This window comes from Devosia algicola (assembly GCF_028816455.1).
GTDB classification, from domain to species: domain Bacteria; phylum Pseudomonadota; class Alphaproteobacteria; order Rhizobiales; family Devosiaceae; genus Devosia; species Devosia algicola.
Genome location: NZ_CP118246.1, coordinates 430,109 through 452,379 on the forward strand (window position 1 = coordinate 430,109; position 22,271 = coordinate 452,379).

Sequence of the window (22,271 nt, forward strand, 5' to 3'; positions counted from 1 at the left end):
GAAACTGAGCGGCGCATCCACGGCGACGAGGCAAATGCAGTCAGGCTCCCATTTCAGCGATGGGCTTATGTTCAACATCTTCATCGTGGTCCGCAATATCGCCCGGACCGAACAGGCCGAAGCGATCACGATAGGCGCCAGATAGTATCAGGGTAAGTTCCTGTCCGCCGTGGCTGTGCTCAGGCACGGGGCGACCAGCTGCCACACGCAACAACATCAGGCGGGAAGAGCTTTCATCTCTTGTCGGCAGATCGCATATGGCTACCCCTGGGCCGGACCATTTCCACTTCGCGCTTGTAAGCCCATTCGGCAGATAGGGCGCCAGCGGCAGCGGCACATCACTTGAGGGCGTTATTTGTTCAGGCAAATCGGGTTGATCAGCGGCAGCCAACAAACGATCCAGCGCGCCCGATGACATTTCTGTCTCTTGCTCATCGTCCAAGAGGGCACCACCAATGGCATTGAGTCGATGCATTATGTCCCGGCCACCCTCGGACATGGCAAGATGCGTCGCAATTACCACAGCGTAAGGCTCGTCGAACGTCCCGGCGCTGAACGCCATCAAGGTGGACATATCGGGGTGGTGAGTAATAGTCACTGCAGGTCTTCCAGAAGCGGGCGCAGCCTGTCATAGGCTAGGCGCAGCCGCGATTTTACCGTGCCCAGGGGAATACCGAGACGGGTGGCAATCTCACTATGGGCAATGTCGTTGATGAAACTTAGATGAACTACCTCCTGCTGTTCGGCGGGAAGTGCCTTCAACGCCAGTGAAACGCGGGCGATTACCTGGCTTTGCTCAACCACGGCGCTGCCTGATGGCGCCTCACTCGCTATTTCAACCCTGGCAAGATCTTCATAGGGTCGGTTGGATCGTCGGCGTAGCTGGTCAATCCGCAAGTTCCGCGCGATGGTGAATATCCAGGTGCTCGGCGCCCCACGACTGGTGCTGTAAAGGCCGGCCTTGCGCCAGACCGTTAGCATGGTTTCTTGCACGAGGTCTTCGGCCAGCGCCTCGTTGGCGCCGCTCTTGAGCATTACCCCCTTGATCTTGGCTCCATATAGCAAAAACAGATCGGACAGCGCGGACTTGTCGCCTTGCTCCGCAATCAGGCGCAAAAGCGCAGCCGGCTCAGTGCTCGGCGTGCCAAGATTTTTTCCCGATCCAATTTCGCTCATAGCTATGGCATACATTGCCCGCTCCACGTCTGCCAAGATATTACGCACGGTTGGCGCGGCTGGATCACCAATTGTCGGGAACGAGGTTGGTCACTTACACCGACAATGGCATAAGCTGAGTTTGGACATGATCGGTCGCTTCGGTTGGCCTGGGACCTCTAGAGGATATTATATGCAGATCACTGTAGTGGGCTCGGGCTATGTAGGACTAGTCAGTGGCGCTTGCTTTGCGGACGTTGGACATTCGGTTACGTGCGTCGATCTCGATGAAGCCAAGGTCGCGGCGCTTTCAGCGGGCCACGTCCCGTTTTACGAACCCGGCCTCGAACCGATGGTGGCGAAAAACATCAAGGCGGGCAGGCTTTCGTTTTCGGCCGACATGACCCAACCGGTAGCAAACGCCGACGCAGTCCTGATCGCTGTTGGCACGCCGACACGCCGTGGCGACGGACGCGCCGAACTGGCATATGTCCACGCCGCAGCCCGCGCCGTCGCCAAACATGTGCGAAATTTTACCGTGGTCATAACCAAGTCAACCGTACCCGTTGGTACTGGTGACCAAGTCGAGGACATGATACGCCAGACCAACCCGGCGGCTGACATAGCCGTGGTCTCAAACCCTGAGTTTTTACGTCAGGGGAACGCCATCGAGGATTTTAGGCATCCCGATCGCATCATCGTTGGTATCAATGAGGCGCGGGCCAGACCTGTAATCAAACAATTGTATCATCCGATCATTGCAGGCCGAAATCTGTTGATATTCACCAGCAGACGTTCTGCCGAACTGACAAAATATGCCGCGAACGCATTTTTGGCGATGAAAGTGAGCTTCATTAATGAGATCGCCGATCTGTGCGAAAATACCGGCGCTGACGTGCGCGATGTTGCGCTTGGACTTGGTCTTGACCCCCGCATCGGCCCGAAATTCCTCGTTCCGGGCCCCGGCTATGGTGGATCATGCTTCCCCAAGGACACTATGGCGCTTGCACAGACAGGACGGGACAACGCCAGCCCGTTGAAGCTGGTCGAGAGCACCATCGCGGTCAATGAGCACCGCAAGCAGGCCATGGCGCAGCGAATTATAGAACTGTGTGGCGGGGACGTGGATGGCAAGAAAATCGCGGTCCTTGGACTGGCATTCAAGCCCAATACCGATGACCTGCGCGAGGCGTCGTCGATTGCAATCATCAATGCATTGCAATTGGCTGGCGCTAAAATCGCAGCATTTGATCCGCAGGGCACCACACCCGCCACGACTATTCTGCGCGATGTCGAATATTGTGACGACCCCTATGCGGTCGCCGTGGACGCGGAATGCCTCGTGTTGGTGACTGAATGGGACATATTTGGATCACTTGAATTCAAGCGACTGCACAAACTGATGGCGACACCAAGAATTGTCGATCTGCGCAACATGTTCGATAGAGCAGAACTTGAATCGCTGGGCTTTCAATATCGTGGGATCGGGTTGCCTCAACGTGCACCACAAATGATGGTCGGGCTTGCAGAATGAAATATTTTGTAACCGGATCAGCCGGCTTCATCGGCTTTCATCTCGCGCGTCGGCTGCTTGAAGACGGGCACGAGGTGCAAGGATATGACGGCATCACGCCATACTATGATGTAGCGCTCAAGCGTCAGCGACTTGGGATGTTAGAGAAATTCCCTGCCTACTCTGGTGTCGAAGCCATGCTCGAAGATGGCGACCAGCTGAAGACGATCATCGGCGACTTTCAACCCGAAATAATTGTGCATTTGGCGGCGCAGGCCGGTGTGCGATACAGCATCGAGAACCCACATGGGTATGCCAGCGCCAATTTGGTCGGCACCCTCAATCTTCTTGAGGCGGCGCGCGCTGCCCCGCCTCGCCACCTGATGTTGGCATCCACCGAGCTCGGTGTATGGGGGCAACCAGCACTTGCCATTCCGCGAGATTGACGCGGCCGACCACCCGGTTTCGCTTTATGCAGCAACCAAGAAGTCGGCTGAGGCAATGTCGCATTCCTATGCCCATCTGTTCGGCATACCCACCACCTGCTTCCGATTTTTTACGGTCTACGGTGCCTGGGGTCGTCCCGATATGGCGCTGTTCAAATTTGTCCGCGCCATCCTCGCCGGAGAAACGATTGAGTCTCTACGGTGAGGGGAAAATGCGGCGCGACTTCACCTATATTGATGATATTGTTGAATCGATCGCGCGGCTTGTCGCGGTGGTACCGCCAGCGGGAGGTGAGACTGTACCACTCATACCCGGTGACAGCATATCACCGGTGGCGCCATGGCGTGTTGTGAACATTGCAGGTGGCGAGCCCGTGGAACTATTGGACTTCGTTGAAGCAATTGAAGCTGCGCTTGGCATGGTGGCCAACAGGCAGCTGTTGCCGCTGCAAGCCGGCGATCCGGTTGCAACTTGGGCCGAACTCGGCGTTGTTGATCGCGCTTACCAAGTTCCAACCGGCAACCCCTGTTGGAACCGGCGTCAGGTCATTTGTTTCATGGTACCGGGAGCACTATGCGGGACGATAGTCATGCAGCCAATATGAGTATCTCCAGTGATAGGCACCATCTGATTGTCAGTTGTTGTATTCGGTCCTTGCCCTGGCAAATGCCGCGTTGCGCCGAAAGCCAAAATTAAGACATACCATCTATTAGTAATCCGACAAAAAGTATTATCGAACCGCTTGTTGGCGTTTGGATTCTGGTTGCAATTATAGTGCGCAAATTCTCGGTGTGGTAGTTGCCGGTTGGCGCCAAGAGGTTTGAGATGGTTCGTCTAAACTCAGTAATGGTGTCTGCGAATACCACAGAAATGGCGATCGCCGAATTAGCGAACAAATTAGGTGACACCGATGTTACGCCGAACTTTGTCTACGCGTTCTATGGATGCGCTCATGACGACAATCAAGTTCTGGCGTTTCTAAAACAACGTTTTCCCGGCGCGGCATTACTTGGTGGCACGTCTTGCTCCGGCGTCATGACGCAGGCTGGACTTGGTGGTGCCGAATCCGTTGGTCTACTGATGATCGAAGATGCCGAGGGTAGCTACGGTTCGTCAATTGTTGAGTTGGGGGATGATCCCGCCGCGGCAGCTGAAACCGCGCTTTTGGCAGCACTAGAGGCGGCCGATTGTCCCAACGAGTTGCCCGAATTGGTCTGGGTCTATCAAGCGCCAGGCCAGGAAGAGGCGGTAATCGCCGGATTGCGTCGCATTGTTGGCGATCGCTGTCCTGTTATCGGGGGCAGTTCTGCCGACGACACCGTTGCTGGGAATTGGAGGCAACTGGGCCCCGACCGTATAATGACCAACGGCCTGGTGGTTGGCGTCCTGTTCTCATCCGGTGGTATAGGCTTTGCGTTCCAGGGTGGATATGAGCCATCAGGACAAAGCGGAATCGTCACCAGAATTGGCTTCGATACGGATGGCAAGAGCGGCATCGTGACCGAGTCACGTGGCCGCCACATTTTGGCGATCGATAACCAGCCGGCTGCGCAAACATACAATAACTGGATAGGCGGTGGGCTGACCGAGCGACTGGCTGAGGGCGGAAATATCCTCGCTGACACCACCATGTTTCCCCTGGGTATCGACTCCGGTAACATCAACGAAGTGTCCCACTATTTGTTGGTTCATCCCGACGCTATTACGCCCGAGGGCGGACTTTCGACCTTTGCGGAAGTGGAAGAAGGCACGCGTATCTATTCCATGCGGGGTGAAAAGCGGCGACTCGTCGACAGGGCCGGACGCGTTGCGTCAATGGCTGCGGCGTCCTTGCCCGACGGCATTGACAGTCTGGCTGGTGGCGTTGTCGTTTATTGCGGTGGTTGCATGCTGGCCGTCGGCGACGGCATGTCCGAAGTTTCAAAAACTGTCGCGGAGAGTTTTTCCGACACGCCGTTTCTGGGATGTTTCACTTTTGGTGAGCAGGGGCTGATTTTAGGCAAAAACGTTCACGGCAATCTCATGATTTCTGCGATCGCGTTTGGCCAGTAGTCACCAGGTCAACCAGATGGAAAGCTCAGAGGAACTCCGAGAAACCATTGTTGTCATGCAGCGTCAGATTGATCGGTTACGCACTGAGGCCGCTCATGCTGAGAAGCTGACCGGCGCGCTCGAAGCGCTGCTGTATCGAGACGAAGTGGATCCATTTTCGGGGGTGTTCAAGGCACTAGAGTCAATCTTCGGGTTCTCCCACGCTATCGTTTTGGTCGAACAGGATACAGAGGGCGACGACCTGGAATGTGTGGCCAGTCAGCCCGCGGATTTGGTCAATAGCAAATGGCGAGCCGGACGGTTCTTCCAAAAAGTTCTCAACGGTCGCGCTGCTGTAACCTTCACCAACGAAAACGTTGAAGAGTGGAGTAGTGCCAAACTTGAAAGGATCTCGAGTTCGCAACCGGCACTCTATCTGCCTATGCGGGTTAGGGATCGTCGTGGCCTGATGATGTTGCTCAGGCCTGAGGGCGATGCCGGTTTTGATAGGGATCACGTGGTTCTGGCGCGAAAATTCGCCCTGTTGGCATCCCATGCCTTCGCTGCTCGCGATGCAAATCAGAGCGTTGCCGAAAGCCAGAGGCTCTTGACCCTGACCGACAGGTTGCAGGAGAGCCAGAAGGCGCTCGCCCATCGCGCCAATCACGATCAACTCACCGAGTTGCCCAATCGAACCTGCATGCAGGAACTAGTCGAGGCGGCAATCCAGAACCAACGCGATGGCGGCATGATCGCCCTGGCGTTCATTGATCTCGACAACTTCAAGCAGGTCAACGATCTTTATAGTCACGCGGTAGGTGACGCATTACTCAAGAGTGTGGCGGATCGACTGCGCGCCAACATTCGCAAATGTGACCATGTGGGCCGGATTAGCGGCGACGAATTTCTGATCCTGTTCGACATTTTTGATGATGTTGAAGACCTGCATGCCATTGCGAGACGTATTGAAGAACAGATGAAACGATCATTCAATGTTGAAGGCATCGAAGTGATTTCCTCTGCTTCTATGGGGATCGCTCTCTATCCCGAGCATGGCACTGATTATGACGCGCTCCGCCGAAACGCAGATATTGCCATGTATAGGGCCAAGACGGCAGCCAAGGGCAGCACTGCCTATTTTGATGACGTAATGGGCACTGTTGCTGCGGCGCGGCTCGAACTCGAACAGCAACTGCGCCTTGCGGTTCGCGATCGTCAATTCCGGTGCGTTTTTCAACCAAAAATTGATATCAGAGCCATGCGTATTACCGGCTTCGAGGCGCTGGCGCGTTGGATAGATCGGGACGGCACTGTCCGAAATCCAAGTGAGTTTATTGACATCGCAGGTGAATTGGGTCTGCTCAACGACATTGCCGCTATCGTTCTTGAAGACGCAATTCAGAGTTTTCCAAGCCTGGATAAGGTTTTTGGCAGCGAAACGCGCGTCAGCATAAATGTCTCGGCTCGCCAAGCATCAAGCCCCACCTTTATGAGTGGTTTCGCCGCGAGGATTGCAGCGAGCAACCGCTCCAGCCGCATCATACTTGAGGTAACCGAGGACGCGATTGTCGCGGCCGGTCCATTTCAATCGCTGGTATTGCCGCAACTCCGTCAAATGGGCACCAAGGTATCGATTGATGACTTCGGGACGGGCTACTCCTCGCTTTCCGCATTGGCCGATATTACGGCGGATGAAATCAAGGTCGACCGCTCGTTCATCATGTCGATACAGGATCGTCCTCGCAGCCAAAGTATTCTTAAGACAATAGAGTCATTGGGCAATACCTTGGGCATGAGTATCGTCGCTGAAGGGGTGGAAACGGAAGATGAACTCAACTACCTGTTGTCCCAGACTTCAATCCAGACCGTGCAGGGTTATTTATTTTCCAAGCCACTATTCGTGGACGAAATTTATAAACTGAAGGACATATTTTCAGACATTTGCTGGAAAGTGGCCTAATTTAACGCATTGTTCGCCGGTCGGCTATCGAACTCGCAAGCTAATGAACGACAGCGAAAATAATCGAAATCCCGACAACTGCCAGGACCAGCCCCCATATCAACATGGCCAGAAGTCTGCGGTTGGCGGTATCGTCCGTTTCTTTGGTACTTGGGCGCTGGTTTGAGCGTTGCGTCATGGCGAAATCCTCATGTGGTGGGTCGCCATACTATTGATTGGCGTTGGCACGCCGCCAACCCGCTAAACAGCACAGGTAGACCCGACCGATCCCCAAATTGAAACCGAAAATTGGTCGATGTCCTTGCGCCAAGTCAAAGACGAGCCACATATTCGCACTTGATCTAGATTTGCTGTCGCCAGCCCGAACGCGTGGGCTAGGTGTCTGACCCACAACTGTCCTTGGTCATCGCTTCGAGCCGATGCGTGTATTCTTTAATAGTCGCATCGTCGCGTTGCGAGCGCGCGACCGAAAGCGTTATATCGTCGGCGATCCGCGCGGGTCGACCCGCCAGCGCGATTACCCGATCTGCCAAACACGCTGCGTCCTCAGCAGAGTGGGACACGAAAATCATTGTCGATCGCTTCGCCTCGATCAAGTTAGCCAGAAACGAACGGATTTCGTTGACCAATACCCGGTCCAGAGAGATAAATGGCTCGTCAAGCAACAGCAGGCGAGCGTTGGTTGCGAGTGCGCGGGCCAGCGTTAGCCGCCGCTGCATTCCGCCCGATAGCTGGCGCGGGTAGGCGCTGGCCTGCTTCGCCAGCCCGACTTGTGCCAGAGCCGTTTGGGCCGTCTCCTCGGGCACATTCGGGTTGGACGCGCGTACGTTCTCCAGTGCCGTAAGCCAGGGCAACAAGCGTGGGTCCTGAAACACGTATCCTGGTGGTGGCGTATCTGCTGCCTCTACCCCGTCAATGGTGATGTTGCCGGTAAACTGCTGGTCGATTCCCCCTGCCAGTCGGAGTAATGTTGATTTGCCGATGCCCGACGGCCCGACAAGCGCGACCACGCTCTCGGGTTCGACCTCCAGTATAAAATGATTGAGCAGCGGCAAACTATTCTGTTCAAATCGTTTTTCGACAATATTGAGGATCAAGCGGGGTCCGGGCGCCACTGCATGACTTTCTGTTCTATGGGTCGGATGATACTGTGTTCGAGTGCCATCACGACGAGAATGAAGGCCGTGGTATACGCCAAAATTCCGGTGATATCGAAAAACTGAAAAAACAGACTGACTCGATAACCGACGCCGCCGTCGCTGCCCAATACTTCAAAAACGAGAACGATTTTCCAGATCAGCGATAGCCCTGTTCGCGCCGATGCAAGGACAAAAGGCAACAGCTGCGGAAGGAAAATCAGCCGCAATTTGCGATCCATTGGTAGCCGAAGCGCCAGCGCCAACTCGTCGAATTCCGGCGCAAAGCTGCGGACACCCTCCCGAATGTTGGTAGTTACCAACGGCACCTTGTTGATGACGACCGCACTGATCAAGGCCAGTTCTGTAAGCCCTAGCCAGATATAAAGTACTATGGCAACGACAATTGCTGGCAGATTGAGGCCGACAAGTAGCCATGATGAAAATAGTCGATCGAGCCGGCGCTGTCGGCCCAATAATATCCCCAAAACTGTTCCCAGCACCATAGCGACAACGAACGCGGTGCTCGCCCGCAGCAAGGTTTTGATCAGATCACTTAGCAATTTGCCTTGGGTAGCCAACAGCCAAAGTTCCTGTCCCACTGCAACCGGGGTGGGGAACAAGCGGTTGGGGAAGGTGATGGCAAGAACTTCCCATACAAGTAACAGCAGAGGCAGTGACAGATATTCGAGCGCCCGATTGTCCGGCGCGCGGCGGGCGGGCTTGTCAGTTGCCGGGGTGTCTATTTTTGATATCCAGTCCAGAAGGTTCCTGCGGCGAGCCTGATCGCCACTGCCGACAAGGTCGCTGCCGCCATATTGTGCCAGCACCGCGAAGGCCTGTTCTGCGGCGTGGACCAGCGATGGATCATAGCGTGAGACTATGCCGCGCCTATAATCGTCGCGCAACTGCCTGAACAGCGCACTATCCTCGTTCGCCCCCATGGCTCCCTTGAGGCCCTCCCATACGGCATCGTTTTCGCGCAAGACGGCCTTGGCGTCAAACGAGGCGTCGAGGAAACGCGTGATGGCGCCGGTCTTGCTCCGCGCCGTTTCATCGGAAAAGGTCCAGCCCAGCAGTGGCGGCGGCTGGTCAACACCGAGTTCGTCGAGCATCTGCGCAACCGAAATGACTTCGTGACTACCGGCGGCCTTCGCGCGCGCATTCCATTGCCAAAAATTCAATCCGGCATCGATGCGTTCAGAGCGCAGAAGCTCGTTGATCAGCGGTGGCGCACCATAATTGGCGCTGGCATCTTCGGCGAGGGCACGGCCGGTGGTACGATTGTAGTAGGCTTGCAGGATGACCCAGGCTCTTGTCCACCGGCCCGCCCGCCACGCCGACGGTCCCGCCCTTGAGGTCTGCCACCGTCGTGATCGTGCTGCCCTTCGGCACCATCAATCCGCCAACCGCAAGCGAATGGGGCACCATCGTTACCAAATTGCCTTGCTCGCGCTGAACCGACACCCACACGAAGTCCGACAGGATGACATCGACAGTGCCTGTCAGTAGCGCAATTTGGCCAGCCCTGCTATCTGCCAGTGGGCGGACTACAATTTTGACATGATGCTTCTTGTCGAGCGCCAAGGTCTTGATTGTCTGGAGCTCCCATTGAACGGTGCCGCTCTCTTGTGCGCCAACGATCACCGTCGTATCGACCTGATTGTCCTGCGCCTGTGCGGTGATGCCGCCGACAGCCAAGGCAAGTCCCACCAATAGCAGTCCGCCGATATGACGCATAAATTTTCCCATCGGTGCGGCCAGTCAGATTTGGAAAACCTCTCAGGCTGGCGTTACTCGCCAGATAACGTCTCCAACATCATCGGCCATCAGCACCGCATTGTCTGATGCCAGCGCAACGCCAACCGGGCGGCCATATGAATATTTTTCGTCCGCAGAGAGAAAGTCGGTGAGAATATCGCGCGGCAGTCCCAGCGGCTTGCCATTCTCAAATGCAACGAATGTCATTTTGTAGCCGCTAAGTTTACTACGGTTCCATGATCCGTGCTGGCCGATGGCCATGCCTGCGGGAAAGCCGGGCAGGGTGCCTTCGGGCAACCAGCAGAGCCCGAGCGATGCGGTATGCCCACCCAAGGCATAGTCTGGCGCCAGCGCAGATGCCACTTTGGCGGCGTCTTGAGGCACCCGATCATCAACCGTTTTGCCCCAATAGCTAAATGGCCAGCCATAAAACCCGCCATCCTGCACCGAAGTCAGATAGTCTGGTGGAGTCTCGTCGCCCAAACCGTCGCGTTCATTGACTACAGTCCAAAGTGATTCCGTCGTCGGCTCCCAAGCCATACCGACCGGATTGCGTAGGCCACCAGCGAAAATGCGCGACTGACCGGTTGCCAGATCCAGTTCATGAATACAGGCGCGATCGACCTCGACCTCCAATCCAGACTCGGCAATATTGCTCTGCGATCCGACTGCCACGTAGAGTTTTTTGCCATCGGCGCTCTGGATCAGGTTCCGGGTCCAGTGTCCACCGGGTTTTGTTGTCATGACGACGCGACCGGGTGCCGTAATGCTGGTTGCGCCGGTTTCGTATGGAAATGCCAATACAGCATCGCTGGCGCCGACATAAAGCGTGTCGCCCAACAGGACCATACCAAACGGCTGGCGAACGCCCTCGATGAAGACGTGTCTGGTTTCTGCGACACCGTCACCATCGGCATCACGCAACAGCATGAGGCGATTGGGACTGTCCCCCAACGCCGCGGCACGGCGCATGGTGCTGACCATTGCATAGTCGAATACGCTGTTGACCGCGCCCGCCTCACCCAGCGACTCAGCCACCAGGACGTCGCCATTCGGCAGCACATGCATATGGCGCGGATGATCCAGGCCCGCAGCAAAGGCATTCACCTTGAGACCCGGTGCTACCGTCGGTGTACGTCCATTTTCCCACCCTTTTGCCGTCGGCATTTTCAGCGTCGGAATACTGCCCTGCGGCTTGGCAGTCGGAATATTTGGCGTGGTGCCGTAGACCGGCGGGCGGGGGCCATCGCCGGAGTGGCGAACAGCAATCGCCACCGAACCAATGGCAGCGACAAAACGGGCGAAAATGGCACTGGCGTTCATGTGGGTATCTCTACTGGCAAACAGGATTTAAACCATAGTTAAAGGAATTGACGGCGCACGAACACCTTAGTTTCTCTGCAGCGGACGGTTTCCACCATCAAATATTGGGTATATTGGTCTGTGTCTCGGCGGCAAACTCAACGACGTCCTTTAGTGACGTCCCGATCCGGTCCGGCGCAATACCGAGCCTTTCGAGCGGCAGGCGATAACGGTTCAGCCAGATGGTGCGATAGCCAAACCATGCCGCCCCGCATATGTCCCAGCAATTTGAGGAAACAAACAAAATATCGCCGGGCCGACAATCGAAATGGTCGGGCCCCAATTGATAGGCTTCCGGCGCCGTCTTGAAACGACGGACGCTGTCGACGCTCAACACCGCATCACGGAGGCCTCCCATGCCCGACGCGGAAATTGCCTGGTTGAGCATCTTTTGCGTGCCGTTCGACAGGATTGCCAACGGAATATCTGCTTCCTTGAGTTGCTCAAGCACTTCAATATTCTCAGGAAAGGCGGTCAGATCGGCATAGTTGTCGAGCAGACGCTTTCGTGCAGTTCCCGTCAGGGTTTGTTTCAGGCGCTCGCAGGCGAACTCAAGCGCGTCTTCGGTTATCTGCCAAAAATCCACATACTGGTCGCACAGGGTCCGGAGGCGGGTATATTCGATTTGCTTGTCGCGCCACAGACCGGATAATTGGGCACCGTGCCCAGGAAAAATCTCGTCCGCCAGCACGTCCACCGAATACACGTCGAACAGTGTGCCATATGCGTCAAACACGATAGCATTTATTGGCATGATATGTCCTCGACCTTGGTGTCGACACCGCCTGTTGGCGGCGGCCTGCCGTCACTGCGTAGAATACTCGTCAGTGAAGCGTTACCGTGTCGATTATTCAACAGCGTCATAGTCCGCCGCGGCCATTTTATCTTGTGTTCTGAGGTCGAAATCTGATGCGTCGTGGCGTTCGTGTAGTTGTTCGGATGGGTCGCCCCACAGGCGATTGACCTTGCGGCCACGCTGCACGGCGGGGCGGGCCTGTATCTCCTCGGCCCAACGACGCAGGTGCTTGTAATCCTCCACTTGCAGGAACTCGCCTGCGCCGTAGGTTTCACCCAACGCCAAAGTTCCATACCAGGGCCACGTAGCGATGTCGGCGATGGAATATTCGGTGCCGCCCAGAAATTGGTGCCTGGACAGCTCGCGATCCAACACGTCCATTTGGCGCTTAACTTCCATGGTAAAACGGTCAATGGGATACTGAAATTTCTCAGGCGCATAGGCATAAAAATGTCCAAAGCCACCGCCCAGATAAGGCGCTGAGCCCTGTAACCAAAACAACCAGTTGAGGGCCTCTGTTCGCACCTTGGCGTCTTTTGGTAGAAAATGGCCAAATTTTTCCGCCAGATAAAGCAGGATTGCCCCGCTCTCGAACACACGACTACCGGTATCTATATCCAAGAGCGCCGGGATTTTGGAGTTCGGGTTGACCGAGACGAAACCCGACGAGAACTGTTCCCCATCGCCGATTTGGATTAGATGGGCGTCATATTCCGCTCCAACGTCGCCAAGCGCCAAAAGTTCTTCGAGCATAATAGTAACCTTCTGGCCGTTGGGCGTGCCCAGCGAGTAGAGTTGCAAGGCGTGTTTGCCTTGGGGCAGGGTGGCTTCGTGGGTCGCTCCCGAGATAGGGCGGTTGATTTTCGACCATTCGCCACCATTCCCCGCATCCCAGGTCCAGATTCTTGGCGGCACATAGCTGTTGTTGTCGGACATGGCGTTGTGTCTTTCTGTAGTTGGTGACAGACCTTTGGTCGCTGTGCCAGTTGCGCTGCCGACCGACGCCAACACTGCAACTCGTCCCGTGTAAACTTAAGAGTGGCAGCGTTGGTCCTATCGAGGGGGAGCGAGGTCAAAAAAGTACCCAGACCACAAACCAGGTACACTGGGCAAGGAATGACCAGCAAATCACAGCACAAAAGTTGGAGACTTCAGTGTTAGCCAGAACGCATCCCCATCCGTGCTTTTTCGACTGTAGCTGAAGCGCCGCAACGTTGTTGCAAAATGCCGAGCCATATGACCCCTGCCAGACCACTCGCGCAGTGTGCACTACAATACCGACGCCCCTAGCGTGTCCAACCGACCACAAAACGCGCTTGCCATGACTACCGGTTAGCCTTTAGAAGGCGATACATAACGTCGGAAACAACAGACTTCCGTCGAAACAGGACCCACCAGTCCAATTGTCCATGACGCCTATGGGCGGGTATAGGCTCAGTGGTAGAGCAGCAGCCTTCCAAGCTGAATATGCGGGTTCGATTCCCGCTACCCGCTCCAATTGTCCGTAACAATTATTCCATAACTCTATATATTGCTGGTTTATCTGACTCGACGTGATTAGCGGTCCCCGATATTGGCGCATCACGCCTCTGTCTGCATGCATAACGCCAAATCGGGGCTCTAGGAGTTCGCCTAGCCGCAGTTGCGTTGCTTCACCAACGGACTGTCTTGTTGGGCGTGCTACCGACCGACCAATTTTCGTCCAGTCGACGTCTCAATAGTAGTCGCAGATTGTCGGAATTCTGTGGGACTCTTTTGCGCCCAAGCCTTGAAGCGGAGTGAAAAATATAAAGGGTTTTCATAGCCGACTGTTGCGGCGATGTGTTTGACACGGAAGTTCGTGCGGCCAAGCATTTCGGCAGCGCGGCGCATTCGCAGTGATTCAAGATAATTTTGTGGTGTTTGACCGGATTCGGCCCGAAACAGGTGAGCAAGCCGCGATGTTGATAGGCCAACAGCAGCAGCAATATCATCAACGCCAATATTGTCTTGCAGGTTCTGTTCCATAAAATCGATCGCGTTGCTTACCCGATCGTCCCCGTGTTCACGCACCGCCCTCGGATTGTGCTGGTCACACTGCAGGAGCACATCTTCCAACGCATTGATGGCGATTGCTTCTCGGCGGTGCAGCGTACTGTTGTGCAACTGGTGAACCTGCATAAACCGGCTCGCGACACCTCGGCCGACCGATCCGCCAATATTGAGGTGCATCAATCCGCCGTGCACGACTGGCCAGTTCAACCAACTGAGCCACTGTGGATGCGGATCAAAATGCACCCACACCAGTTCCCAATGCGCCAATGAAGACTCAACGCCATAATCGTGGCGGGCGCCCGGCTGAATCAACACCCAGTCGTCCTGCCGGACGATGATCTCGCCGGCCTCATGGCCAAAACGTCCCATGCCGCCGGCAGTGTAGACCATAAGCCAATCCGGCGCGCCGATGTCCCGGAACGTGCTGTACCCGGATGTCTTATAGAAGTGCCCGGTCAACAACCTGGAATATTCAGACACTCGGCCTTGTGTATTTTTCATCATAGCAGAATATTATATGTATTCGACAGCATGTTCAATCGCCATTGCGGTCCCGGCCCGGTAGTCTCAACATATTAGGAGGTTGCATATGTCACAAATTACTCTGTCCAGGGAACAACGCCAACTTTTTGATCAGAACGGATTTCTGGCCGTTCGCGGGCTCTTTCGACCTGACGAGGTGGCCATGATCCGTGAGACATTCATGGAGCAGGGTAAGCATGGACCGGTTGCGGGACTGTCGGACCTGCCAAAGTTCGCGAACGCCGCTACCGCTGCAACCCCCAATCGCGACGACCCGCTGTCCTTCTATCCGAGAATGATGAACCCGCACAAACACGCCGACAAGCCGGTTGGTTCGCTGACACTCAAATATATGCGGGACGTCAAGCTGAAACAGGTCCTCAGTGAGCTTTTTGGTGAGACGCCCTATGCGTGCCAAAGCATGTTCTATTTTAAGCCACCGGGCGCGCGCGGGCAGGATCTTCACCAGGACAATTTCTACCTCAGGGTAAAGCCGGGCACATGCATGGCGGCGTGGCTCGCGATAGACGATGTCGATGAGGCCAATGGCGGCATGATGTGTGTACCTCAAACGGATCATCTGGACATTGCCTGCCCCGACAAGGCCGATCCCGCGACGTCATTTACCACCGATCGTGTTGAGCCGCCGGAGGGATTGGAGCCAGAATATGTGCGTCTGAATGCCGGTGACGTGTTGTTCTTTAACGGCAGCGTAATTCACGGCAGCACACCAAATATCAGTAAGGACCGGTTTCGCCGCTCGCTCATCTTTCACTACGTGCCTGCCAGCACCAGGGAGATGAGCAAACATTACGATGCCTATAGCTTTGAAGGTGAGCGCCAGGACGTTGCAGTCAATGACGATGGTGGTCCGTGCGGTACGCTGCAGGACATGCCGACAGCACCACACTGAACAATGAGCAGAGCACGATGATCGGCATGACCGCCCAACGTAATATAATATATGAGAAAATAAGTATTTAATACGATAATAAATCGCCGTGATTGGCGGCAATGCGCCATTGAAAGGATGCTGTTAGTGAGGTCGATTTTCGAGGGCAAAGGTTGGGTGTTGGAAAACGGCGACGCGGCCTGTGCGTTTTTTGTCGATAGTGAGGGCCGACTTCAGCAAACATACTGGGGTCAGCGTTTGCCCGATTTGGCCGACTATCCTGTTCCCGAACCGGCGCGTCACTATGAGTTTGGACCGCCCGAACAGCGCATACCTTTTGCCATTGTTACCGGCGAGCGCGGTGTCTTCAGTGAGCGCACGATCGATGTCGTTGCTGGGAGCGGCCTTAGGGATTTGGCACTGCGCTTTGTCCGCGCCAAGCAGACCGGCCGCCGGTTGGATTTCGTCCTGGAAGACGTCGCGCAGGATCTCGAAATTACCATTCACGTCGAGGAGCCTAACGACGCCTGGTCTGTTCGCTCGCGGCGTTAATATTCGAAATCGTGGCGCCGAGGCGTTGGCGATTGAGCGGGCATTTTCGGCAAGTTTTCATCTGCCGGAGCGCGGCCCCTATGCGCTGTCCCACATTGACGGCCGCTGGGGTAACGAATTCCGGCTTCAGCGTGACCCGCTGCCAGTCGGGACACTAGTTCGGGAGAGTCGTCGCATCACCACGTCCCATGGCGGGGTGCCCTATTTCGCCATCGATAGCGACCGATTGGGCGACGTAGCAGGCGAGGAGCAGGGTGCGGTTTGGTTTGGTACGCTGCAATGGAGCGGCAACTGGAAACTTATTGCAGAGAGGACCGCGGACGACAGATGTCTGGTCCATTTGGGTCTGAATGATCACGATTTCGGCTGGACACTCATGCCCGACGAGGTGTTCGAAGCACCAAATGTCATATTCGGTTACGTCACCGGCGGGCATGGAGCCGCCAGTCGCGTTCTGCACGACTTGGTGCACGACGAGTTGGCGCCGCGACCCAGCTATATCCCGCCAGTGGTCTATAATTCGTGGTACGCCACAATGTTCGACGTGGACGAGGCCGGACAAATCGCACTGGCGGACAGGGCCGCCCGGATGGGCGTAGAACTGTTCGTAATGGATGATGGTTGGTTCTCCGGGCGCCAGAACGACAAGGCTGGCCTCGGCGATTGGTGGCCAGATCGAGAAAAATTTCCAAATGGTATCAAACCACTAGCTGACGCTGTTCACGCTCATGGTATGCAGTTCGGTCTGTGGATTGAACCGGAAATGGTCAATCCCGACTCCGATCTCTATCGCGCCCATCCCGACTGGGTACTGCACTTTCCTGAGCGACCACGTACCCTTATGCGCAATCAGTCCATCCTGAATTTGGCGCGTAAAGATGTTCAGGACTATCTGATCGATATTTTCGACCGGTTGCTCGCCGACGCACCGATCGACTTCATCAAGTGGGACATGAATCGAAATGTAAGCGAGCCAGGGTGGCCAGGCCACGACCGGGACCAGCGCGAGTTGTGGGTCCGCTATGTCGAAGGTGTCTACCGGGTGTGGAAACAACTGCGTCATCGACACCCGTCCGTAATATGGGAGAACTGCTCGGGTGGTGGCGGCAGGATCGATTTGGCGATGATGGCGCTGGCCGAACAAAGCTGGGTTAGCGACAACACCGTGCCAGCCGCGCGGTTGGAAATCCAAGAGGGCTATAGTCGCCTGTTCCCGGCGTCGACCATGGCATCCTGGGTTACGGACGAGGATAAGGAAAACTATTCGCTCGACTTCCGCTTTCATGTGAGCATGGCTGGCGCCCTCGGCGTTGGGGGTAATTTGCTGGAATGGTCAGCGACCGATCAAGCCCGCGCGGCCGAGCATGTTGCGACCTACAAGCTGTTGCGTCCGATAGTTTCTGGGGGAGATCTTTACCGCCTCCGCTCGCCGCGCGATTCCAAAATCAGCGCACTTGCTTATGTCTCAAAGGATAAGGGCGAGGCGGTGGTTTTTGTGTACCGGTTGCGTCCCGGCCGCCCGACCGATGCGCCCATAATTGGTGTGACTGGCCTTGATCCAGAAGCGCGCTATGAAGCGCTTGAGAGCGGCGTCACCCGAAGCGGGAGTGGCTGGAAACAGGTCGGCATAAAAGTGCCCCTTGGTGACGATCAAAGCGCTGTGTTGCGTTTCTCGCGCCGACGCTGACGGGGCTGGCGTGTCTATGGCTGTCCGTACTTGCTCGTTGGTAGGGCCAGTAATCAATTAACCAGTCTTGACACTAACATCATATATAATTCATAAATGATATGCCTTGTTGCGAGGGAGGTTGCGCAAGGCCGCTCCTCAACGAGGGGTCAGTCGGCTGGGAGCCTGTCAGCGCTGAAAGGCACCGTCGAGCCTTCGGATGCATATGATCGTGAAACTGGCGGTCGCAATGTTTCAGACGGGAGGAAATCAAATGAAGCGTAGGGATTTGTTAAAGACGTCGGCAGCGCTTGCTATATTGGCCGCGGTACCCACACTGGCGCGCGGTGCCGAAACAACCGGCGCGCCGAGTCTTGATGCGGATGTTTCGGCGGGCAATCTGCCAGCCGCTGCAGACCGTGTAGGCGAGGAGCCGCTGGTGCTCGAGCCGGTAGAAAGCGTCGGCCAATATGGCGGCACTATCCGCGACATTAGCAATGAAGATTTGGGCATGGAGCGCATGGTGCAGGCGGTCGAGCCGTTTGCCAAGTTTAACCGCGATGCCAATGGGTTCCGTCCAAATGTGCTAAGAGCCTGGGACTGGAACGACGCCTACACCGAAGTTACCATGCACTTCCGCAAAGGCATGAAATGGTCCGACGGGCAGCCGTTCGGCCCCGATGATTTCATGTTCTTTTGGAACGACATGGTACTCGATCAGGATGTCGGACTTAGCTTCCCATCTGGCACCGTGGTCAATAATAAGCCCATGACCGTCGAAAAACTCGATGATCTGTCGATCAAATTGACCTTTGACGGACCAAATCCGCTGTTCATCGATTTCGCCTCACGTGGCCACTATCAGAGTGCGCAATGGCTGGTGCCAGCCCACTACATGAAGCAATTCCATCCGAAATATTCTGACGCGGCCGATACGCAGGACCTGATGGCTCGCTACAATACTGCAAGCCGTACGCAGCAACTTGATATGCCAACGCTGAATGCGTGGCTGGCCACGTCATACACCGCCGGCCAGCGGTTGGTGACCAAGCGCAATCCATATTATTGGAAGGTCGACACCAAAGGGCAGCAATTGCCCTATGTGGACGGCTTCGACACGACCCTGGCGACCGCCGACAGCTTCAAGCAAGCAGTGCTTCTCAATGCGGTTGCAGGCAAGATAGATTTCCAGGCGCGTGACTTTAATCTGGGTGATATCTCGCTATTGCTTCAAAGTCAGGAGAAGGGTGAATACACAGTCAAGATGTGGCAGCGCGGTGACTATGCGTGGCCGTGGATAATCTTGATGTACGACTTTAACGACGAGGGCATTGTCGACCTGTTCTACAAGCAGGAGTTCCGCAAGGCGCTGTCGTTCGCCATGGATCGCAACAAGTACAATCAGATCGGTGCCTATGGACTGGCCAAGCCCCGGCAGTTTGCACTTAGTCCCGAAAGTCCCGAATTCCAGTCGCCTGAGGGCCAGGCCTTCTACGAGAAGTGGTCGACCTCTTATATCGACCACGATGCCGAGGGCGCCAAGAAGTTGCTCGATGCGATTGGTGTCGTCGATAAGGATGGTGACGGTTTCCGTGAGCGGCCAGATGGCACCAGGCTGCAGCTGATCATTGATATGCCTACCGATGATCCTGAAACCAATTCCATTATGGATTTGATGAAAGAGGACTGGGACGGGATCGGGATCGAGACCATTCTCAATCCGATCGCTGGCAGTGAAATGACAGTGAGAGCCCAGAACAGGGAAATGATGATTCGTTCGTGGCCAAGCGCCTCTGGCTGGGGACTGCTATCGGCCGCTACCGTTTGGGCGCCGATTGAAGGCGTCGAGTGGTGCGTTGGTGGTATCAATCTCGGTCGGTACTACCAGAGCGGTGGTACGGAGGGCACGGCGCCGCGTGCGGGATCGATGCTCGAAAAGCTGCAAAAGGCCTACGGCGATGCGGTGGCAATTGTCGATCCGGCGGAGCGCGATAAGGCATTGCTCGCCGCCTACCAAATCCATCTTGATGAGGGCCCGGTTTCGCTGGGAACGATCGGCGAGCATCCTTCGCCAGTGGTCGTTTCAAACCGACTCCACAATGTCCAGGATACTGGACTGCTGGGTGGATGGGACCTTGGATATCCAGGCACAGCTGATCCTGAGCAGTTCTACTTCAGGCTCCTGATCGTCGACCTGAATACTCTCGAGGCGCGCGCAAATTACCGCGCGTCTCGACCATCGCCGCCGCGCTAGTCACGAATAACTCAGTTGGCGGCAACGCCAGATACGCTGGTTTGTGCACAATCGAGGTCTGTCCATGCTTCGCTACATTGGCAAACGACTGGCACTAATGGTGCCAACACTGCTCCTGATAATGGCGGTCGGGTTCGGCATTATGCAACTGCCCGCTACTGACTTCGTCGACCAGTATGTCCTGCAACAGGCTGCTATCGGCAATACTGGCATGATGGATCAGGCCGAAAACCTCAAGACTCAGTTCGGCCTTAATCGGCCAGCACCGGAACGATTTGTGCTATGGGTCGGTAATTTCGTCAGGGGCGATTTCGGCATATCGTTCAGTGATTTGCGTCCGGTCGGCGCCGTTATTATGGAGCGTCTGCCGATGACGCTCGCGGTATCATTCCTGGCGTTCATCGTCTCGTGGGGCGTGGGCATACCACTCGGCGTCTATTCTGCCACCCACCAATATTCGGCTGGCGATGTTGGCCTGACGATCTTCGCTTTTGTGGGTGTCGGCATTCCCGACTTCCTGCTGGCCATCGTGCTGCTGGTCCTCGCATTCTCTGCCACGGGGAATGTATTTTTGGGTTTGAGTTCCCCCGAATTTGTCAACCAGCCATGGACGCTCGCCAAAATACTCGACTTCCTGTCTTACGCCTGGCTCAGCGTTTTGGCCGTCGCCTTCACTGGTACCGCACTGATTATGCGGGTTACCCGCAACAATATGCTCGAAGAACTGGGCAAGAACTATGTTGTCACGCTACGCGCCAAGGGTTTGCCAGAGCGCGTTATCATATGGAAGCACGTATTCCGGAACGCGCTGCACCCTCTGGTGTCCATATTCGGCCAGGTACTGGCGTTTCTGATCAACGGCTTCGCTATTACCAGTATCGTGCTCAACCTGCCGACCATTCAAACAATCTATCTGCAGGCGACACTTCGACAAGACGTGTTTCTCGCCAGCACCATACTCGTCATGATCGCCATCACCGTCGTCGTCGGTAATCTGATCTCAGACGTATTACTGGCGTGGATTGACCCAAGGATTCGCTATGAGTGACACCCGCGCTCTGGCTGCCGACCTGGAACCAGAAATCGAAACCCTGTCGGCGCGCCCCACCGCGATACTGTCGGTACGCCAACTTATGTGGCGCAAGTTCCGACGCAATCGGCTCGCGGTATTTGGCCTCGTGGTGCTGACAGTGATGTATATACTGGCGGTGCTGGCAGGGTTCGTCGCACCCTATGGTGTGCGTGAAACACATCAGCAGTTCCCTCGCACGTCCCCGACCGCAATTCATTTCGTTGACGCCGACGGGCAATTCCACTTTCAGCCCTTTGTCTATGCCATCACCCGGGCGATGGACCCCAAGACCTTCACGATGACCAGCATTGAAGATACCAGTGTGCGATATCCGATCGAGTTGTTTATTCGCGGCGCGCCATACAACATTTTGGGCATTTGGAAGTCGGATGTGCATCTGTTCGGCGTCGAAGCGCCGGGCAAACTGTTCCTGCTCGGAACCGATACAACGGGCCGCGATCTGTTCAGCCGCATTCTATATGGATCCCAGGTGTCGCTGACGGTGGGGCTGTTCGGTGTCATTCTGGCGCTGGTAATTGGCGCGAGTGTCGGGATTATCAGCGGCTACTATGGCGGCTGGTTCGACGAAATCGTACAGCGCATTATCGAGATGACGTTGGCGTTCCCGCAGATCCCCTTGTGGCTGGCGTTGGCGACGCTGGTGCCCCCGACATGGAGTTCCGTGCAGGTGTATTTCGCCATTTCAATTGTCTTGTCCATTCTCAGTTGGGGAGCACTGGCGCGACAGGTGCGCGCCATGGTGCTGTCGCTGCGGACAAGTGATTTCGTGCGCGCTGCCAGCTATGCCAACGCCTCGCCGCCTCGCATCATGTTCCGGCACCTGCTGCCCTCGACCATGAGCCATATACTTGTGATCGCAACCCTGACCATCCCCTCGATGATTTTGGGCGAGACCGCACTTAGTTTTCTGGGGCTCGGTATCAAGGCGCCGATGACCAGTTGGGGTGTGTTGCTCAATGAGGCGCAGAGCGTTCAGGTGATCCTGCAACTGCCATGGCTATTGTCTCCGGCCGCCTTCGTGGTGCTCACCATCATTTCCTTTAATTTCGTCGGCGACGGTTTGCGTGATGCTGCCGACCCGTTCTCCCGATAGGCGG

Annotated in this window: 18 protein-coding genes, 1 tRNA gene and 1 pseudogene; 11 read left to right on the forward strand and 9 right to left on the reverse strand. The window is 55.7% G+C overall.

All coding sequences use genetic code 11. The annotated features are described in order from the left end of the window. Positions 1–40 precede the first annotated feature (40 nt). Positions 41–598 carry a ChrR family anti-sigma-E factor gene (locus PSQ19_RS02270; protein ID WP_282219455.1) on the reverse strand — a complete coding sequence of 186 codons (558 nt, stop codon included), beginning with the start codon at positions 596–598 and terminating at the stop codon, positions 41–43. Beyond that, the gene (locus PSQ19_RS02275) at positions 595–1,191 is read right to left on the reverse strand and encodes a sigma-70 family RNA polymerase sigma factor (protein ID WP_282219456.1); all 597 of its coding nucleotides are present in this window, start codon (positions 1,189–1,191) and stop codon (positions 595–597) included. The genes PSQ19_RS02270 and PSQ19_RS02275 overlap by 4 nt, the downstream gene beginning before the upstream one ends. A gap of 157 nt (positions 1,192–1,348) precedes the next feature. On the opposite strand from PSQ19_RS02275, the gene PSQ19_RS02280 reads away from it, so the two are divergent. From PSQ19_RS02280 to PSQ19_RS02295, 4 genes and pseudogenes are all read left to right on the forward strand, one after another. Next, positions 1,349–2,689 carry a UDP-glucose dehydrogenase family protein gene (locus PSQ19_RS02280; RefSeq protein WP_282219457.1) on the forward strand — a complete coding sequence of 447 codons (1,341 nt, stop codon included), beginning with the start codon at positions 1,349–1,351 and terminating at the stop codon, positions 2,687–2,689. After that, a pseudogene (locus tag PSQ19_RS02285) lies at positions 2,686–3,702 on the forward strand (NAD-dependent epimerase/dehydratase family protein). Before PSQ19_RS02280 ends, PSQ19_RS02285 begins: the two are co-directional and overlap by 4 nt. A 238-nt stretch (positions 3,703–3,940) precedes the next feature. Further along, positions 3,941–5,167, forward strand: a complete 1,227-nt coding sequence (locus PSQ19_RS02290) for an FIST signal transduction protein (RefSeq protein ID WP_282219458.1) — start codon at positions 3,941–3,943, stop codon at positions 5,165–5,167. Between the two features lie 16 nt (positions 5,168–5,183). After that, the gene (locus tag PSQ19_RS02295) at positions 5,184–7,106 is read left to right on the forward strand and encodes a putative bifunctional diguanylate cyclase/phosphodiesterase (RefSeq protein WP_282219459.1); all 1,923 of its coding nucleotides are present in this window, start codon (positions 5,184–5,186) and stop codon (positions 7,104–7,106) included. A 374-nt stretch (positions 7,107–7,480) separates the two neighbouring features. Here PSQ19_RS02295 and PSQ19_RS02300 read toward each other — a convergent pair whose 3' ends face one another. The 6 genes from PSQ19_RS02300 to yghU form a co-directional block, all read right to left on the reverse strand. After that, positions 7,481–8,203: an ABC transporter ATP-binding protein gene (locus PSQ19_RS02300; protein ID WP_282219460.1), complete on the reverse strand. Its 723-nt coding sequence runs from the start codon at positions 8,201–8,203 to the stop codon at positions 7,481–7,483. After that, complete coding sequence (locus PSQ19_RS02305; RefSeq protein ID WP_282219461.1) at positions 8,200–9,357, reverse strand: ABC transporter permease; 1,158 nt, start codon at positions 9,355–9,357, stop codon at positions 8,200–8,202. The genes PSQ19_RS02300 and PSQ19_RS02305 overlap by 4 nt, the downstream gene beginning before the upstream one ends. An 85-nt stretch (positions 9,358–9,442) precedes the next feature. After that, complete coding sequence (locus PSQ19_RS02310; RefSeq protein WP_282219462.1) at positions 9,443–9,982, reverse strand: ABC transporter substrate-binding protein; 540 nt, start codon at positions 9,980–9,982, stop codon at positions 9,443–9,445. Between the two features lie 42 nt (positions 9,983–10,024). Next, positions 10,025–11,326 (reverse strand): PQQ-dependent sugar dehydrogenase, encoded by a 1,302-nt coding sequence (locus PSQ19_RS02315; protein ID WP_282219463.1) that lies wholly within the window; start codon positions 11,324–11,326, stop codon positions 10,025–10,027. A 97-nt stretch (positions 11,327–11,423) separates the two neighbouring features. Next, positions 11,424–12,119, reverse strand: coding sequence for a haloacid dehalogenase type II (locus PSQ19_RS02320; RefSeq protein WP_282219464.1), 696 nt, complete (start codon positions 12,117–12,119; stop codon positions 11,424–11,426). 93 nt (positions 12,120–12,212) lie between these two features. Further along, positions 12,213–13,097, reverse strand: a complete 885-nt coding sequence (gene yghU / locus PSQ19_RS02325) for a glutathione-dependent disulfide-bond oxidoreductase (protein ID WP_282219465.1) — start codon at positions 13,095–13,097, stop codon at positions 12,213–12,215. Between the two features lie 486 nt (positions 13,098–13,583). Here yghU and PSQ19_RS02330 point away from each other — a divergent pair. Then, a tRNA-Gly gene (locus PSQ19_RS02330) sits at positions 13,584–13,658 on the forward strand. Positions 13,659–13,841: 183 nt separating this feature from the next. Here PSQ19_RS02330 and PSQ19_RS02335 read toward each other — a convergent pair. Further along, positions 13,842–14,699, reverse strand: coding sequence for a helix-turn-helix domain-containing protein (locus tag PSQ19_RS02335; RefSeq protein ID WP_328517720.1), 858 nt, complete (start codon positions 14,697–14,699; stop codon positions 13,842–13,844). Positions 14,700–14,784: 85 nt separating this feature from the next. On the opposite strand from PSQ19_RS02335, the gene PSQ19_RS02340 reads away from it, so the two are divergent. The 6 genes from PSQ19_RS02340 (at position 14,785) to PSQ19_RS02365 (ending at position 22,267) form a co-directional block, all read left to right on the forward strand. Continuing rightward, positions 14,785–15,630: a phytanoyl-CoA dioxygenase family protein gene (locus PSQ19_RS02340; protein WP_282219466.1), complete on the forward strand. Its 846-nt coding sequence runs from the start codon at positions 14,785–14,787 to the stop codon at positions 15,628–15,630. Positions 15,631–15,756: 126 nt separating this feature from the next. Next, positions 15,757–16,161, forward strand: a complete 405-nt coding sequence (locus PSQ19_RS02345) for a hypothetical protein (protein WP_282219467.1) — start codon at positions 15,757–15,759, stop codon at positions 16,159–16,161. Between the two features lie 25 nt (positions 16,162–16,186). Continuing rightward, positions 16,187–17,848, forward strand: coding sequence for an alpha-galactosidase (locus PSQ19_RS02350; protein ID WP_282219468.1), 1,662 nt, complete (start codon positions 16,187–16,189; stop codon positions 17,846–17,848). A gap of 253 nt (positions 17,849–18,101) precedes the next feature. Further along, a complete protein-coding gene (locus PSQ19_RS02355) occupies positions 18,102–20,081 on the forward strand; it encodes an ABC transporter substrate-binding protein (RefSeq protein WP_282219469.1) in 1,980 nt (659 codons plus the stop codon). 64 nt (positions 20,082–20,145) lie between these two features. After that, positions 20,146–21,129, forward strand: a complete 984-nt coding sequence (locus PSQ19_RS02360) for an ABC transporter permease (RefSeq protein ID WP_282219470.1) — start codon at positions 20,146–20,148, stop codon at positions 21,127–21,129. Then, positions 21,122–22,267 carry an ABC transporter permease gene (locus PSQ19_RS02365; protein WP_282219471.1) on the forward strand — a complete coding sequence of 382 codons (1,146 nt, stop codon included), beginning with the start codon at positions 21,122–21,124 and terminating at the stop codon, positions 22,265–22,267. The genes PSQ19_RS02360 and PSQ19_RS02365 overlap by 8 nt, the downstream gene beginning before the upstream one ends. Positions 22,268–22,271: the final 4 nt, after the last annotated feature.